We start from the raw sequence: 16,388 nt of genomic DNA, 5'->3' as shown, positions 1-16,388 counted from the left end.
AGGTCTCGGACCGGTGCGGCTGCAGGCCGAACGCCCGCCAGACTCGCCCGACCGTCGCGCCCGACACCCCGCTGGCCTTGGCCATGCTGCGCTGGCTCCAGTGCGTGGCCCCCTGGGGCCGCTCGCCGAGCGTGCGGTCGATCAACGCGGCGACCTGCTCGTCGCCGATCCGGCGCGGGGCTCCCGAGCGAGGTTCATCCAGCAGGCCATCCGTGCGTTCGCGGGCAAACCGTTCGCGCCACTTGCCGACCGTGTGCTTGCCGGTGCTCAGTTCCGCCGCGATGGCCGTATTGCTTCGTCCGTCGGAGGCTAAAAGCACGATGCGGGCACGCAGGGCGAGCCCCTGGGCTGTCTTGCGGCGGCGGGCCCAACTCTCAAGCTCAGCGCGTTCCTCGGCGCTCAGGTCAAGAGATGTGGGTACACGGTAGGCCATCGGCGCCCCCCAACAGACCCACACTTTGCCACGAACTTCAGACGCGGGACACTAGCGTCTGCGCAGCAGGATGCTCATCGAACGCGCTGTATGCCGCTCCCAGCGCATCAGCGATGGGGGCTCTCCCCCACGCGGAGCGCGGGAGCGAACTGCCTGCGGGGGCGTCTGCCAGGGACCCCTCGACCTCTCGGTACGACCGCAGCCTACTCAGCAGCGAAGCCCCAGACGGCTTCGCTCCTGGCATCCGCTTCCATCAGCGCAGCAGCTCTGAAGGATGCCCTGGCTAGCCTGGCTCGCCAGCAACAGCGAGGAACACGGCCAGGGACTGCCGGGTCGACAAGGCCTGCGAGTTCGCCGTCTCCTAGCTCAAGTCGGAGCTCGTGTGCTTGGCGACGCGTCGGCGGTGAGCTCGCGGAGCGGGCTGCTCAATTTGATCGATCAGAGGGTTGAGGTCAAGCGGTATCGCGTTGGCGAACAGGACCGGCGCGGCCGACGTGCCGCGAGCCGATACTAAGACGTGATCAAAGGCGTCAACATAACCAGATCAAGCTCAGAAGTCCGAATTTTGGAAAAACATACATCATTTACAATCGTTTGCTTATCACATTGAGTTTATATTCATGCTTGCATACATTAATCGATATTTTTTCAACTAAAGTTTGTATCGCGCCCATGCGAAGACGAATTTTTGTGCTGAAATCGCTGTATCGTTATAAATCATTGTTCGACCTCGCGGGTCTTAGCGTTAATAAGCATCTTTTCAATCACAACATCGAGTATTTCTTTCTCCTGGTCGTCAAGACCCGTTCGCAGCCGAGCATCGTAGCCATGCGCGAGCGGCACGATCTCACGATAGTTACGTTGGCCTTCCAACGTCAACGCAAGGAAAGCTTCCCGCATATCATTCGGATTCTGCTTTCGCTCTATCCATCCTCGCGCCTCAAGATCCGTCACCGCACGACTGACCTTCACCTTTCCCATATGCGCGTGCTGCCCGATCGACTTGGCAGTGATTGTCTTGAACTCTCCAACCGTTGCAAGGACCCGCCAGCTTGGGATGTCTAGGGAGAAGCGCTCTGCGTAGAGCTGAGCCAAGCCTTCGCTGATGACCGTCGCGAGGACGTTGAGCCGGTAAGGCAGGAACGTCGCCAATCGCAGCGCGGGACTCGGCATAGGGGTCACCGCCTGCGCGTCCATATCCTCCGTCACGGTTGACAATGGTTTCATGAGAAACTATCACGTCCTTAGTTGGTTTCGAATGAAACTATATGCGGGCGTGCAGGGAGGCAACCCCATGAACGTGCAAGCGTCACTAGGGAGCGGGGTCAAGCACCAAGTCGGGATCAATCCAGGCTACATGTCGGGCTTCGGCAACGGCTTCGAGACCGAGGCGCTGCCCGGCGCCCTGCCGGTCGGCCGCAACTCGCCCCAAAAATGCCCCTACGGCCTCTACGCCGAGCAGCTCTCCGGCTCGCCCTTCACCGCGCCGCGCACCGCCAACGAGCGCTCCTGGCTCTACCGCATCCGCCCGACGGTCGCCCATTGGGGCGCGTTCCGGCCGGTCGATGCCCGGCTCTGGCTCACCGCCCCGGGCGAGACCGTCGACCTGCCGCCGGCGCCGCTGCGCTGGGATCCGGTGCCGATCCCGGCCGAGCCGCTGTCCTTCGTCGAGGGCATCCGCACCATGACGCTCGCCGGCGATGCGGGGGCGCAGGCCGGCATGGGCGCGCACCTCTACCTCGCCACCCGGTCGATGCGGGACGAGTACTTCTATAACGCCGACGGCGAGATGCTGGTGGTGCCGCAGGAGGGCGGCTTGCGCGTCCGCACCGAGTTCGGGGTGATCGAGGCCGGCCCCGGCGAGATCGCGGTGATCCCCCGCGGCGTGAAGATCGCCGTGGAGCTGCTCGACGGCCCGGCCCGGGGCTACCTGTGCGAGAATTACGGCGGCGCCTTCACGCTGCCGGAGCGCGGCCCGATCGGCGCCAACTGCCTGGCCAACCAGCGCGACTTCCTGACGCCGGTCGCGGCCTACGAGGACCGCGACGCCCCCGGCACGATGCTGGTGAAGTGGGGCGGCCGGCTCTGGGCGGCGGAGATCGCGCACTCGCCCCTCGACGTGGTCGCCTGGCACGGCAACTACGCGCCCTACAAGTACGACCTGCGCAAGTTCGCGCCGGTTGGCCCGATCCTGTTCGACCACGCCGACCCGTCGATCTTCACGGTGCTGACCTCGCCCTCCGAGACGCCCGGCACGGCCAACATCGATTTCGTGATCTTCTCCGACCGCTGGCTGGTGGCGGAAAACACCTTCCGGCCGCCCTGGTACCACCTCAACGTGATGAGCGAGTTCATGGGGCTGGTCTACGGCGTCTACGACGCCAAGACCGGCGGCGGCTTCCGTCCGGGCGGCGCCTCGCTGCACAACACGCTCCTGCCGCACGGGCCGGACGTCGACGCCTTCGAGAAGGCCTCGACCGTCGAGTTGAAGCCCCACAAGCTTGAGGGCACGCTGGCCTTCATGTTCGAGACGCGGTTTCCCCAGAAGGTCAGCCGCTTCGCCGCCGAGACCCCGGCGCTCCAGGCGGAGTACGGCGCCTACGGCCGCAAGCTGGAAAAGCACTTCGACCCGATTGCCAGCGCGCAGATAAATCGGATTGTCGACGTAGATCCTGCGTGATGCGATGCCATCACAAAGATCTTAATTTATAGTATTTACCCAGGATATCTACCTACTAAATACGCATCGTTGCGGCCAAGAATCATGCGGCCAACGCTTGATCAAACTCGAAATCTGGGAGGAGTATCCATGAATTTTCACCCTGCAGGCGCACCAAGTGTGCGATCCAGTCAGGCAGCGCGCGTGCGCCTCCTGATTGCCAGCAGTATCGGGACGATTGTTGAATGGTACGATTTCGCGATCTTCGCCGTTTGCGCCGCTCTGGTGTTCAACACTGCATTCTTCCCAGTGTCAGATCCACTGGCAGGTCTGCTTGCAGCCCTGGCGACCCAGGCGGTGGGATTTGTCGCGCGGCCGCTGGGTGGTTGGTTTTTCGGGGCTCTTGGCGATCGGATCGGCCGCAAGCGCAGCCTTGTCGCGAGTCTCCTGCTCATGGGCGGTTCGACCGTGGCCATGGGCTTGCTTCCCACCTATGCCCAGGTGGGTGCGCTCGCACCCATTCTCCTCGTAGCGTTACGCCTTCTTCAGGGTTTCGCAGTCGGCGGTGAATCAACCGGCGCCCTCGTCATCGTCGCCGAGAGCCTCCCGGCCCGACAGCGCGGCCTCTGGACGGGCTTCCCAATGGTCGGCGGGCCAGCCGGCAACGTACTCGCAACGGCCGCGATCGGCGCAGCGCTCGGGACTTTCGGTCAGGCTGCTTTCGCGGACTGGGCTTGGCGCCTGCCGTTCCTCGCCTCGGCGGTTCTGATCCTGTTCGGGTTTTGGGTACGCCGCCGTGTCGAGGAGTCGCCGGCCTTCATCGAAGTGCAGAAGAACCAGCATGATGTTCCACGCGCCCCCTTGCGCGAGGCCCTCACCCGGCATCCGTCGGATATGGTTCGCGTCTTTTTCGTAAAGGCGGCCGAAAGCGCCCTGTTTTATCTTTTTTCATCGTTCTTCATTGTTCTTTCCACAATATATCTGGCAGCATCGCGATCGGATGCCTTGAATGCTTTATTCTGGGGATCTCTCCTCGAAGTAGCCGCCATCCTGGCTGCCGGTGCTGCGGCCGACCGGTTCGGGCGTCGGCCCGTGACGCTGGTGGGTCTCGTCACTGGCGTGATGGCTGCCTTCTACCTCTTCACGCTCGGCAAGGGTGCGTCCGCCGCAGAACTCACCGCAGCGACGCTCCTCACGCTCTCCTGCCACGGTGTGATTGTGGGCGGGATGTCAGCCTACTTCACTGAATTGTTCCCGGCTCGCGTTCGTTACACGGCCATGTCCACAGCCTACTCCGCCGCGGCCGTGCTCGGCGGAGCGCTGGCCCCGGTCATCGGCACATGGCTGCTGGAGGTCTTCCATACGCCGTTGGCGGTCGGGATCTATGCGGCGGCGATGGTCGTGCCCGGGATCTGGGCGATGGCGACGACCCGCGAAACCCGGGGCACGGACCTCCTGCTGTGAGAGCGACGACGATGACCCACGGCCACGAGCCTCTGGATGCCCTTGACCATACCCACGATCCTGCCTTGCGGTCCTGGGTTCCTGGTACCGCCTGCCATGTGGACTTCCCTATCCAGAACTTGCCGCTCGGCATCTTCTCGCCGGCGCAAGGCACGCCGCGGGCCGGCGTCGCGATCGGCGATAGCATCCTGGATCTGCCGGCTTTGCTCTCCGCGAACCTGCTCTCGGGCGAGGCTGGGATAGCGGCCGAGGCCGCGGCAGGCACATGCCTCAACGCGATGCTCGCCCTTGGGCCCGCGCCGCGCCGCGCCCTCCGCGAGGCCCTCTCCGAACTGCTCACCGAGGGCTGTACCGACCGCGACAGGATTGCTCCGCTCCTACACGAGGCGGCCTTGTGCACGCTACATCTTCCAGCGCAAATTGGTGACTACACCGACTTCTACGTTGGCATCCACCATGCCGAAAACATCGGCAAACAGTTCCGGCCGGACAACCCACTTCTGCCGAACTACAAGCACGTGCCGATCGGCTATCACGGTCGCGCCTCCTCGATCCGGCCGTCAGGCATTCCAGTGCGCCGGCCGCGCGGACAGTCCAGGGCGCCAGACGCGGCAGAGCCGTCCTTCGGACCGTCGCGTCGGCTCGACCTTGAGCTTGAGCTCGGAGTCTGGATCGGGCCCGGCAACGATCTCGGCACGCCGATACCGATCGGAGAGGCGCAGGATCATATCGCGGGATACTGCCTGCTCAACGACTGGTCGGCCCGCGATATCCAGGCTTGGGAATACCAGCCCCTCGGCCCCTTCCTCGCCAAGAACTTCGCCTCGACGATCTCGCCATGGATCGTCACCCCGGAGGCGCTAGCCCCGTTCCGCGTGCCGCAGGCGGCTCGGCCTGCGGGTGATCCAACACCTCTGCCTTACCTCCTTGACGACGCCGACCAGCGCTGTGGCGCCTTCGACATCACTCTCGACGTGTTCCTGGTGACGCCGGGCCTGCGCGCGGCCGGCCTCGCCCCACACCGGGTGTCGAGTTCGAATACACGGCACATGTACTGGACCATGGCACAGATGGTGGCCCATCACGCCAGCGGTGGCTGCAACCTCCAGCCGGGCGACTTTCTCGGCACCGGGACGATCTCCGGGCCAGGCCGCGACGCCTGCGGCAGCCTCGTCGAGGCGACGCTGGGCGGCAAGGAGCCGATCCGGCTCGCCTCGGGGGAGGAGCGCCGGTTCCTGGAGGATGGCGATGAGATCATCCTGCGGGCTCGCGGCGTGCGTGAGGGCTTCGCGACGATCGGGTTCGGCGAGTGTCGGGCCGTCATCCTCGGAGCGGTCGCATGAGGCTTTACAGCTACTGGCGTTCGACCTCGTCCTATCGCCTGCGCATCGCGCTGGCGTTGAAGGGCCTGACGCCCGACCAGGTGCCGATCCATCTCGTGCGCAACGGCGGCGAGCAACGCGGCGAGGCTTACCGGCGGATCAACCCGCAGGGACGCGTGCCGAGCCTCGTCCTCGCCGATGGCAGCGTGCTGATCCAGTCCCCGGCGATCATCGAGTACCTGGAAGAGGTCTACCCGGACCCGCCGCTCCTGCCGGCGGATCCGGTTGCGCGGGCCCGGGTACGGACCGTGGCGGCGATCATCGGCTGCGACATCCATCCGCTTCACAATGTCGGGCCGCTCAATCACTTGCGCAGAGACCTCGGTCGCTCCGAGGACGAGGCGGCGGTCTGGATCAGGCGCTGGATCTCCGAGGGCTTTGCGGCGATCGAGGCGCTGATCGGCGACGACCGCTTCTGCTTTGGACGTGAGCCCGGACTTGCCGACGTGTACCTGGTCCCACAGGTCTACGCCGCCCGGCGCTTTGCGGTTCCGCTAGATGCGTTCCCGAGGATCGTGCGGGCGGTCGCGCTCGGCGAGGCGCATCCCGCCTTTCAAGCAGCGCATCCTTCGCGGCAGCCGGACGCTGAATAAGAGCCGGTGCACCCGGTTTGCAATGTTGCCGATCTGGAAGCAAGGCGGGGTACGAGGGATTTGCGGGGTGATCGTGAGGTTGATCGAACACCGCCAGCAGCTTCAGGATCTCAGTCGAGCCGTCGATCCCGTGCTTGCCGTTGGCAACGTCCTCCGCACGCCGACTGGCCTGCTTGGAAGCCAGCCCATCGGCGCGCGCCCGGCACACCTGTATTGAGAGGGCAACCCACCACTTTCAACTGTGAGCGATCGGTATTATGATCAGAATTTGTGTTTATTCGATATTTCTACCGTAGATATATCCATTATGCTTGTAAAATATTGTCAAATCTATAATGATAAATTAATATACTTTTATGACGACATTTTCATCAAGGTGCATATCTCTATCCTCAACCGAACACTGGTCCTGCGACAGGATTGTTCACCCGCCCCGGCCGCGTGAGGAATTTCGACGACAGGAAATCCGGCAAGGCCGGTACGAAGCTCTCGCACTTCAAACCCCCTGCCTGCATCCGGCCGACACGCGGTGACCTCGAAACCAGCAGCCTCGACCGCTCCCTGGTAGGGACAATGCGCACGATCGACGGCGCCAGGTCAACCAGACGGGCAATGCCGCGGCTCGCCCGAGCAGCTCGACGTCGGCACCGGCCGAACGAGGCCTCGGCACTGGGTACCGCACCGCCCTTGTCGTCTCTGGTGACGGGCCCGAAGGCGAAACTTCCGGGAGCAGCCCCCCGACGAGGCACTCGCGCGCTGCGACCGCTTGGGCCACAGCCTGATGGCCGATACCTTCGTGCCGATTGACCTTGCCCCCTGTTTGCCCCCGTTCATAACCAGAGTCCGTTCTGGTTCTGGTCCTGTTTGGACCGGGTTGCAAACGCGTTCGGGGTGAGCCCGCCGAGGCTCGTGTGCGGGCGGCAGGTGTTGTAGTCGACCCGCCACGCCTCGATGATGGTCCGGGCCGCCGGCAGGCTCCGGAACAGATGCTCGTTCAGGCACTCGTCGCGCAAGCGCCCGTTCAAGCTTTCAACGAAGCCGTTCTGCTGCGGCTTGCCGGGCGCGATGTAATGCTATTCGACCGCACGCTCTTCCTGCCAGCGCAAGATGGCATGCGAGGTCAACTCGGTGCCGTTGTCCGAGACGATCATCAGCGGCTTGCCCCGGCCCGCGATGATCCGGTCGAGTTCGCGCGCGACGCGCTGGCCGGACAGCGACGTGTCGACCACCAGCGCGAGACACTCCCGCGTGCAGTCGTCGACCACGACGAGGATGCGGAAGCGCCGCCCGTCGTTGAGCGTGTCGGAGACGAAGTCGAGGCTCCAGCGCTGGTTGGGCTCCTGGGGCACGGCGGCCGGTGCCCGCGTGCCAAGGGCTCGTTTGCGCCCACCCCGCCTGCGCACCGACAGCCGCTCCTCCCGATAGAGGCGGAACAGCTTCTTGTGGTTCAACGTGACGCCCTCCCGCCGCAACAGGATGAGCAGGCGCCGGTAGCCGAAGCGACGGCGCTCGCCGGCCAGGCCGCGCAGGCGTACCCGCACGGCCGCATCGTCACCACGGGTCGAGGCGTAGCGGTACGTCTTCGGCTCCAGGCCGATCAGCCCGCAGGCGCGACGCTGCGAGTAGCCCTTCTCCTCGATGACCCAGCTCACGGCTGTTCTCCGTGCGCCGGGCGTCAGAAGTTTTTTCCCAGTGCCTCACGCAGCGTGGCCACGTCGAGCATCGCCTCGGCCAGGAGTTTCTTGAGCTTGCGGTTCTCCTCGTCGAGCGCCTTCAGGCGGCGCGCGTCCGAGACCTCCATGCCGCCGAAGCGCGAGCGCCACGTGTACAACGTCATGTCGCTGATGCCGTGCCGGCGGCAGATCTCAGCCACCGGCAGCCCAGCCTGCTGCTCCTTCAGGATGCCGATGATCTGCTCTTCGCTGAACCGGCTCTTCTTCATCGTCCGTCTCCTCATCGACGGACCCTAGCTTCAGAATGAGGGCAGGACAGGGGGCAAGGTCACGATCATCCGGCACCAGCGATCGCGCATCCCCGCCATGGGCCATGCCGCAGCCCGGGGGTCGAACCGAAAGGCTGGTCCGACCACCCGCGTCGTCGAAGGACGGCTGAGCGGTCATGTGCCGACGCTTTCAGCCCGTCGGCGCGGTCGCCATCATCGAGGGTCGTTGCGCGAAGTCGGCGTACCATGACGCTAAACGCGGGCGACCGGTGCGCCAATCCAGCTCGGGGAAGCGGAAATCCAGGTAGCCGAGGCCGCAACCGAAGGTGACCGTGCCGATGTCGAGACGCGCGCCGAGGTTCATCCCCTCCATGTGATCGACCGCGTCCGTCACCTTCTCGATCTGCCCGCGGCTCCAGTCAGCCCAGCGCAGGCTCTCGGGCCGGAGCACCGCTTCGTAGCGGGCGAGCAGGGCAGCGCCGAGCAGGCCGTCGCCCAGGGCCGCGTCGATCAGGTTGCGCCAGCGCTCAGTGCCGGTCCCGAAGAAGTGGCCACCGCCGAGATCGTCGAGGTATTCGCAGATCACCCGGCTGTCGTACAGGACAGTGGCGTCGTCGGTGAAGAAGGTCGGGACCTGCCCGATCGGGTTGTACCGCCGGATCGTCGCATCACGCTGGACCGGACCCGCGGCGCTCGGCAAACGCTCGATCCGGTCGGCAAGACCGAGCTCGTGGGCAACCACCATGACCTTCCGGACGTAGGGCGAGGCGGGGGAGTAGTAAATCTTCATAAGGGACGTCTCTCCGATGTCTCAAGTCATGCCAGGCCTTCGCCGGTCTTGGGTTGAACGCGATCGAAGTTGTCGCGCAGGAACAGGCCGGCAAAGTAGACGTGCTCGCGCATGAGATCTTCGGCCCGGGCCGGGTCGCGGGCAAGGAGCGCCGCCAAGATCCGGTGATGATCGTCGTGCGAGCGCCGGATCACACCGTAATCGTGCCAGAGGATCACCCGGCCGGACACGAACGGGATCGAATGGGTCTGGCGCACGAAGCGCTCGACCCAGGGATTGCGCGAGAGCGAGATGATCGCGTCGTGGAAGCGCTCGTTCATCGCCTGGTAGGGCTGCAGGTCGCCGGGCGTCAGCGCACTGCCCGCGAGGATGCGGTCGCCCTCCTCCAGGCACGCGCGCAGGATTTCGGCGACGGCGTCCGGAACGCCGTTCGCCGCGGCCAAGCGGCAGGCCAGCCCCTCGATCGAGGCACGGACCTCATAGGCGGCGAACACGTCCTCGGCCCCGAACCGCCGCACGACGTAGCCGCGCTTGGGCTGGTAATCGAGCAGGCGCTCGGTCGCCAGCAGGGTCAGAGCCCCCCGCAGGGGCGTGCGCGAGACGCCCAGGCGCTCGGCCAGGGGCACCTCTTCCAGCCGCTCGCCCGCCGGAAGGGTCCCGTCAAGGATCCAGCCGCGCAGGGTCTCCGTCACGTCCTGAGATCGCGTTCGCATCATGGATACATAGACCGGAGCAGACACCCGATAAAGCGGTTTAACGCCTTGACACGGCAATTTCATGTATCCAAGGTGGCGCCCAACAAGAACGGCAGAGGAAACGGTCGTGAACCGCATCGCGCTCGTGACGGGAGGAGGCCGCGGTATAGGGCAGGAGGTGTGCCGCGTCCTCGCGGAGGCCGGCCTGACAATTGCCGCCGCGGATATCGATGCGGCCTCGGCCCACCGTAGCGTGGCCGAGCTACCCGGATCGGGGCATGCCGGCTACGCGGTGGACGTGGCAGACGAGGGCGCGGTCGAGACCTTGTTCGAGGCGGTCGAGCGCGAACTCGGCCCGGTCGCGGTGCTGGTCTGCAACGCCGGGAGGCTTCTCCTACACGAGGGCCGCCGGCCCTTGATCGCCGAGACCTCGCTCGCCAACTGGCAGGACATGCTGGGCGTCAACGCCACCGGGACCTTCCTGTCCGCCCGCGCCTTCCTGCGGCGGCGTCAGGAGCATCCGGTGCCGCATGGGCGCGTCGTCACCGTCTCCTCGGTGGCAGCCCAGCTCGGCGGCTACAACGCCAGCGCCGCCTACATCGCCGCCAAGGCGGCGGTCCTTGGGCTCACGAAAGCGATCGCCCGCGAGGGCGCGCCGCTCGGCATCACCGCCAACGCGGTCGCCCCGGGCCTGATCGACACCGACATGATGCGGCTCGCCGCCGGCGGCGCCGGCACGACGCCGGCCTCCACAGTCAACGTCCCGCTCGGCCGCCTCGGCCAGCCCCGCGACGTCGCCGAAGCCGTCGCCTTCCTGGCCTCTCCGGCCTCGGCTTATCTCACCGGGATTACGCTCGACGTAAACGGCGGCTATCGGATGCAGTAGGTCCGCAGCTGGCAATAAGATCCGTCAAGCAAGACGAACAACGACATAACCATACAACACACCGGGAGGAAGCGATGTCCATGCACGGCCTTTGCCGGATTGCGCTCGCCGTGGCGGCACTCGCGGGCCTTGCGGCCCCGGCCCGGGCGGACGAGCCCGGGCTCACGCCGACGGCGATCAGGATCGGAATGTTCGGCCCGCTCTCCGGCGCTTCGATGGCCTACGGATTCGACGTGATGAACGCCGCCCGGATGTACTACGACAAGATCAACAAGGAAGGCGGGATCCACGGTCGCAAGATCGAGATCGTCCTGGAGGACGACCGCTGCAACCCCAACGACGTGGTCGCGGCGGTCAAGAAGCTGGTCGAGCAAGACGGCGTGTTCCTTTTGAACGGCGGGTCGTGCTCCGCGCCGGTCGTCGCCGCCAAGGACTATGTCGTGCGCTCCGGGGTGCCGTGGGTGATGCTCAATGCCTCCGGCGACGGCGCGCTCTACCCGCCGCAGCCGAACATCTATGGTGCCTTCTCGATCTCGCAGCGCGCCATGGGCGGCTCGGTGATCGAGTTCGCCAGCAAGGAGCTGAAGGCGAAGAAGATCGCCTACATCAATCACGACGACGCTTACGGCGCCTGGAATCTGGAGGGTGCCCGTTTCCAGGCCAAGGACAACGGCGTCGCGCTCGTCCCGGAGGCGGTGAGCCCGGCGATCACCGACGTCACGGCCCCGGTCCTGAAGATGCGCGCCTCGGGCGCCGACGTCCTGGTGATTGCCACCTATGCCCGTCCGGCCCAGCTCATCCTCAAGAAGGCGCAAGAGCTCGGTTTCAACAAGCCGATCGTCATCGCGGTGAACGCGATCGCCAACCTCAAGCAGCTGTCCGAGAATGTCGGCTCGAAGGAGGCGTTCCGCAACGTCTACATCGAGGAGGTGTTGGCGGCAAAGCCCGGCTCGGAGAAGCTCGCCTGGATCTACGATCTCTACAAGGCGAACTACCCCGATCTTGCGGGCAAGCCCGACCACCCGCAGGTCTACATGCCCTACGGCATCCCCTCGGCGATGACCGTGGTGCGGGCGCTGCAGGCCTCCGGGCCGAACCCGACCCGCGCCAAGGTGATCGAAGCCCTCGACCGCACCGACTTCGACAGCGGCGTGATGGCTGGACCGATCGTGCTGACGAAGGCCGAGCACGCCGCCCAGAAGTCGTCGACCTACTTCAAGTTCGACGGCGAGGGGCTGACCGCCGTACCAGGCAGCTTCGCCAGTCGCTGGACCTATCAAGGCCAGTGATTGCTCCGATCCTGTCTGATCCTCGGCGCGGTGTTTCGATCGTTCCTCGTCGTTCCGGGGCCGCGAGGGCGGAGCCCGGACCGACGCGGGACGATGGCGAGACCGCCAGCGCAGGACAGGCCGCCACCTCCCCGTCACGCTGCTGAAGGCCATGGATTCCGAGATCGTCTTCCTGTTCCTCCAGCAGGGCATCGCCTCCGGCCTCGTGACCGGTTCGGTCTACGCCCTGCTGGCGCTCGCTCTGGTGATCGTGTTCCGCACGACCGATGTGGCGAACTTCGCCGAGGGCGAATTCTACATGGCTGCGGCCTATCTGGCGTTCTTCCTGATCGCCCTTGTCGGGTTGCCGATCTGGGTCGCGGCCCCCGCGATGGTCGTCGCGATCGCGGCTGCGGCCGGGCTGTTCCAGCGGATCGTGCTCCGCCGGGTCGCCGCGGCTCGGGGCGTCTCGGTCAACCTCGTCATCGCGACCCTCGGGCTGTCCTACGTGCTCAAGGGCTTCGTGCGCGCCACCGGCTTCGGCGACACCCCGCGCTCGTTTCCCTCCGTGGTGCCCGAGGGCTCGGTCACGCTGGGCCAGGCCTCGTTGAGCTACCTCGACCTCGCGATCCTCGGCGCCGCGCTCACGGTGATGGCGGCGTTCTTCGCGATCTTCAACCTGACCCGCACCGGGCGGGCGATGCGAGCCGTCGGCATGAACCGCCGCGCCGCTCAGCTCGTCGGCATCCATCTCGGCCGCACCGAGCGGCTGGTCTGGATCTTCGCCGGCGGCATCTCGGCGATCGCCGCGATCCTGATCGCGCCGAAGCTCCTGATGACCGCCGAGATGGGGGGCGTCGTTACCCTCGCCTTCGCGGCGGCGATCGTCGGCGGCTTCGCCAGTCTGCCGGGGGCGGTGGTCGGCGGCTTCATCATCGGCATCGCAGAGAACCTCGTCGGCCTCTTCGTCTCGACCCGGGCGATCACCGTCGCCCCGTTCGTCATCATCATGATGGTCCTGATCTTCAAGCCGCAGGGCCTGTTCGGCGGCCGACTCCGCGTGAGGAAGGTATGAGCGCGCGCACCCTGACCGCCGTCGCGGTCCTTCTGATCGGGCTCAGCTTCGCGCTGCCGGCGCTCGCCACGGGCTATGTCGTCTATATCGGCAACCTGCTCCTGGTCTTCGTGGTCCTGTCCCTCGGCCTGCACATCGTCATCGGCGAAGCCGGCCAGTTCTCGCTCGCGCACGCAGCCTTCTACGGCATCGGGATCTACACGGCGGCCCTGAGCGCGAAGGTGCTGGGCCTGCCGTTCTGGCTCGCGCTGCCGGCCGGCGGCCTGCTGGCTGCCCTGTGCGGACTCGCGATCGGGGTCCTATCCTTGCGCATGCGGGACATCTACCTGGCGCTATCGACCTTCGCTTTCGGCGAGGCGATGCAGTGGGTGTTCCTTAACTGGACACCGGTGACGGGCGGGCCGAACGGTCTCGCCATCCCGCCGGCCGAGGTGTTCGGTCATCCGATCCTGACCGACAAGGCCGCCTTCCCACTCGTCGCCGGGGTGACACTGGTGATCGTGGTGCTCGTCGCCGGCCTGCACGCCTCGGGCCTGGGCCGCGCTTTCCGGGCGGTGCGGGAATCCGAGGTGGCGGCTGCGGCGGTCGGCATCGACGTGCGGCGCACCAAGCTCCTCGCCTTCACCCTCTCCGCCTTCCTGGCCGGGGCGGCGGGCGGCCTGTTCACCACCTTCTCGACGTTCATCCACCCTGACAGCCTCGGCTTCCAGACCACCATCCTGGTCCTGACGATGATCGTGGTTGGGGGCGTCGGCTCGGTGACGGGGGCGCTCGGCGGCGCAGTCGCGTTCGGGCTGGTCTCTGAACTGTTGCGCCAAGTACCGTCCTACCAGGAGATGATCTATGGCGGCATCCTGATCCTCGTGATGATGTACGCGCCGCGCGGCGTCTTCACGCTCGTCGGCCGGCGGTGAGGCGCGCGATGGACGATCTCCTCACCCTCGACGCCGTCACGATGCGCTTCGGCGGCCTCACGGCGGTGAATGGCCTGTCGATGAGCGTGGCGCGCGGGACGATCCACGCCTTGATCGGCCCGAACGGCGCCGGCAAGTCGACCGTGTTCAACTGCGTCTCACGAATCTACCGGCCGACGGAGGGGCGCATCCGCTTCGACGGGCGCGACGTCACCGGGCTGCCCGCCCACGCCATGGCGGGGCTCGGCATCGCCCGCACCTTTCAGAACCTCGAACTCTTCAATGAGCTGACCGTGCTCGAGAACGTGATGCTCGGTGCCTATTCGCGCCACGAGACCCGGCTGGTCGACCGTCTCCGGCCGGGCTCGCCCAGGACCCGGGCCTGGGCGGAGGAGATCCTGGAGGGCACGGGCCTGAGGGATTGCCGGGACACGAAAGCGAACGGTCTCGACTTCGGGCGCCAGAAGCTCCTCGAGGTCGCCAGGGCGCTGGCCCTGTCGCCGACGCTGCTGCTCCTCGACGAGCCGGCCGCAGGCCTGCGTTCGCGCGAGATCGAGCGCCTGGACGCGATCCTGACCGGGCTGAACCAGGACCGCGGCATCACCGTCCTGCTGGTGGAGCACGTGATGCAGCTCGTCATGTCGATCTCCGATCGGATCACCGTCCTGAGCTTTGGCGAGAAGATCGCCGAGGGTACGCCAGAGGCGGTGCGCGGCGATCCTCGGGTGATCGAGGCCTACCTCGGCACCAAGCAGCCGGGCGAGTCCAACCACAGGGAGGCGGCGCATGGCTGATCTCCTCGAACTCGACGCCGTCTCCGCCGGTTACGGCCGCATCGAGGCCCTGTCGGGCATGAGCCTGCGGGTGCCGGAGGGTGGGGTCGTTGCGCTTCTCGGCGCCAACGGGGCGGGCAAGACCACGACGCTCAACGTCATCTCGGGCATCGTCGCGCCGACCCGCGGCGATGTCCGCCTCGGCGGCCGGTCCCTGCGCGGTCTCGGCTCGGACACAATCGTCGCCGCCGGGATCTCGCAGGTGCCGGAGGGGCGCGAGATCTTCCGCGACATGACCGTCTACGAGAACTTGGTCATCGGGGCTCACGGCCGGCGCGACAAGGCCGGCATCGCCCGCGACATCGAGGTGATGACCGGGTATTTTCCAATCCTCGCCACGCGCTTCCGGCAGATGGCCGGCACAATGTCAGGCGGCGAGCAGCAGATGCTGCTGATCGCCCGCGCCCTGATGGCGCGCCCCAAGCTCCTGCTCCTTGATGAGCCGTCGCTCGGCCTGTCGCCGCTGCTGGTCCAGCAGATCTTCGACATCATCGTGCGACTGCACCGCGACGAGCGGCTCACCCTGCTGATCGTCGAGCAGAACGCCGCCGTGGCGCTCGCCGTCTCGGATTATGCCTACATCCTGGAGAACGGCGAGGTGGCAGCGCAAGGCCCCTCGGCCACTCTCGCCGCCGACGACAGCCTGCGCGCGGCCTATCTCGGCACCTGAGCAGCCGGAACAGCCTTCCGCAAGGAGACCCTCCATGAGCGAAAGATCCTACGCCCTGGTCAGCGGGGCCGGCAGCGGCATCGGACGGGCGATCGCCGAGCGCCTCGCCGAGGATGGCTTTCATGTCGTCGTGGCCGACCTCGACGCCGCACGCGCCGAAGCGGTGGCCGACGCGCTGCGCGCGCGGGACCTCGGGGCCGAGGCGCGCCAGCTCGACGTCACCGACGAGGCGGCGGTGACGGCCCTCGTCGACGACCTCCCGCCGCTGCGGGCGCTCGTCAACAATGCGGGCTTCTTCCGCGACAAGCCCATCGCGGCGACGACGTCCGAGGATTTCCGCCGCGCCTACGAGGTCAACGCCATCGCGCCGTTCCTCCTCGCGAAGGCTGCCCTCGCCCGGATGGAACCCGGCGCCCGGATCGTCAACATCGCCTCGCGGGCCTATCTTGGAGCGCTCAACCAAGTCGACTACGTCGCCTCGAAGGGCGCCGTCGTCAGCCTGACCCGGGCGCTCGCCATGGAGGTCATCCGGCGCGGGATCCTGGTCAACGCCGTGGCGCCCGGCCTCATCGAGACACCGCTCCTGCAGCAGATGACGCCCGAGCGGATCGCCGCGCAGCTCGCCCTGCAACCGACCGGCCGGGCCGGCCGACCCGAGGACGTGGCCAATGCCGTGTCCTTCCTGGTCTCGCCCCGCACCGACTTCATCACCGGCCAGGTCCTGTTCGTCGACGGCGGCAAGTCGCTCGGCGGAACGGCCGTCTGATCGTCCCGGGAGCCCGCG

15 protein-coding genes and 1 pseudogene are annotated in these 16,388 nt (G+C 66.3%); 11 read left to right on the top strand and 5 right to left on the bottom strand.

Annotated features, from left to right (window positions below; translation table 11 throughout):
* Positions 1-433: helix-turn-helix domain-containing protein (locus BMX97_RS30005; protein WP_143074745.1), on the bottom strand; the 433-nt coding region annotated here is incomplete at its 3' end.
* 717 nt (positions 434-1,150) lie between these two features.
* Complete coding sequence (locus tag BMX97_RS30000) at positions 1,151-1,630, bottom strand: MarR family winged helix-turn-helix transcriptional regulator (protein ID WP_244538716.1); 480 nt, start codon at positions 1,628-1,630, stop codon at positions 1,151-1,153.
* 97 nt (positions 1,631-1,727) lie between these two features.
* On the opposite strand from BMX97_RS30000, the gene hmgA reads away from it, so the two are divergent.
* The 4 genes from hmgA to maiA all read left to right on the top strand — a co-directional run bounded on the left by hmgA (position 1,728) and on the right by maiA (position 6,531).
* A complete protein-coding gene (gene hmgA, locus BMX97_RS29995) occupies positions 1,728-3,113 on the top strand; it encodes a homogentisate 1,2-dioxygenase (protein ID WP_091754791.1) in 1,386 nt (461 codons plus the stop codon).
* A gap of 129 nt (positions 3,114-3,242) precedes the next feature.
* Positions 3,243-4,556: an MFS transporter gene (locus BMX97_RS29990; protein ID WP_091754790.1), complete on the top strand. Its 1,314-nt coding sequence runs from the start codon at positions 3,243-3,245 to the stop codon at positions 4,554-4,556.
* 11 nt (positions 4,557-4,567) lie between these two features.
* Positions 4,568-5,899 carry a fumarylacetoacetase gene (gene fahA, locus BMX97_RS29985; protein ID WP_177202402.1) on the top strand — a complete coding sequence of 444 codons (1,332 nt, stop codon included), beginning with the start codon at positions 4,568-4,570 and terminating at the stop codon, positions 5,897-5,899.
* Positions 5,896-6,531 (top strand): maleylacetoacetate isomerase, encoded by a 636-nt coding sequence (gene maiA, locus BMX97_RS29980; RefSeq protein WP_091754789.1) that lies wholly within the window; start codon positions 5,896-5,898, stop codon positions 6,529-6,531. The genes fahA and maiA overlap by 4 nt, the downstream gene beginning before the upstream one ends.
* A gap of 830 nt (positions 6,532-7,361) precedes the next feature.
* On the opposite strand, the pseudogene BMX97_RS29975 reads toward maiA, so the two are convergent.
* From BMX97_RS29975 to BMX97_RS29965, 3 genes and pseudogenes are all read right to left on the bottom strand, one after another.
* A pseudogene (locus BMX97_RS29975) lies at positions 7,362-8,473 on the bottom strand (IS3 family transposase).
* Between the two features lie 190 nt (positions 8,474-8,663).
* On the bottom strand, positions 8,664-9,263 hold the full coding sequence (locus tag BMX97_RS29970; protein WP_091754788.1) for a glutathione S-transferase: 600 nt from the start codon (positions 9,261-9,263) through the stop codon (positions 8,664-8,666).
* Between the two features lie 26 nt (positions 9,264-9,289).
* On the bottom strand, positions 9,290-9,955 hold the full coding sequence (locus BMX97_RS29965) for a GntR family transcriptional regulator (RefSeq protein ID WP_210187694.1): 666 nt from the start codon (positions 9,953-9,955) through the stop codon (positions 9,290-9,292).
* Positions 9,956-10,085: 130 nt separating this feature from the next.
* On the opposite strand from BMX97_RS29965, the gene BMX97_RS29960 reads away from it, so the two are divergent.
* From BMX97_RS29960 to BMX97_RS29930, 7 genes are all read left to right on the top strand, one after another.
* Positions 10,086-10,844 (top strand): SDR family NAD(P)-dependent oxidoreductase, encoded by a 759-nt coding sequence (locus tag BMX97_RS29960; protein WP_210187693.1) that lies wholly within the window; start codon positions 10,086-10,088, stop codon positions 10,842-10,844.
* Between the two features lie 74 nt (positions 10,845-10,918).
* A complete protein-coding gene (locus BMX97_RS29955) occupies positions 10,919-12,133 on the top strand; it encodes an ABC transporter substrate-binding protein (RefSeq protein WP_210187692.1) in 1,215 nt (404 codons plus the stop codon).
* A gap of 151 nt (positions 12,134-12,284) precedes the next feature.
* Positions 12,285-13,187, top strand: coding sequence for a branched-chain amino acid ABC transporter permease (locus BMX97_RS29950; protein ID WP_091754785.1), 903 nt, complete (start codon positions 12,285-12,287; stop codon positions 13,185-13,187).
* Positions 13,184-14,101 (top strand): branched-chain amino acid ABC transporter permease, encoded by a 918-nt coding sequence (locus BMX97_RS29945; protein WP_091754784.1) that lies wholly within the window; start codon positions 13,184-13,186, stop codon positions 14,099-14,101. Before BMX97_RS29950 ends, BMX97_RS29945 begins: the two co-directional genes overlap by 4 nt.
* Before the next feature lie 8 nt (positions 14,102-14,109).
* Positions 14,110-14,895 carry an ABC transporter ATP-binding protein gene (locus BMX97_RS29940; RefSeq protein WP_091754783.1) on the top strand — a complete coding sequence of 262 codons (786 nt, stop codon included), beginning with the start codon at positions 14,110-14,112 and terminating at the stop codon, positions 14,893-14,895.
* The gene (locus tag BMX97_RS29935; protein WP_091754782.1) at positions 14,888-15,604 is read left to right on the top strand and encodes an ABC transporter ATP-binding protein; all 717 of its coding nucleotides are present in this window, start codon (positions 14,888-14,890) and stop codon (positions 15,602-15,604) included. Before BMX97_RS29940 ends, BMX97_RS29935 begins: the two co-directional genes overlap by 8 nt.
* Positions 15,605-15,638: 34 nt before the next feature.
* Positions 15,639-16,370 carry an SDR family NAD(P)-dependent oxidoreductase gene (locus BMX97_RS29930; RefSeq protein ID WP_091754781.1) on the top strand — a complete coding sequence of 244 codons (732 nt, stop codon included), beginning with the start codon at positions 15,639-15,641 and terminating at the stop codon, positions 16,368-16,370.
* Positions 16,371-16,388 lie beyond the last annotated feature (18 nt).

Source organism: Methylobacterium sp. ap11 (assembly GCF_900110515.1).
GTDB classification, from domain to species: Bacteria; Pseudomonadota; Alphaproteobacteria; order Rhizobiales; family Beijerinckiaceae; genus Methylobacterium; species Methylobacterium ajmalii.
The sequence above is the reverse complement of the archived record's forward strand: the minus strand, read 5'-3'. Positions and strand labels throughout refer to the sequence as shown.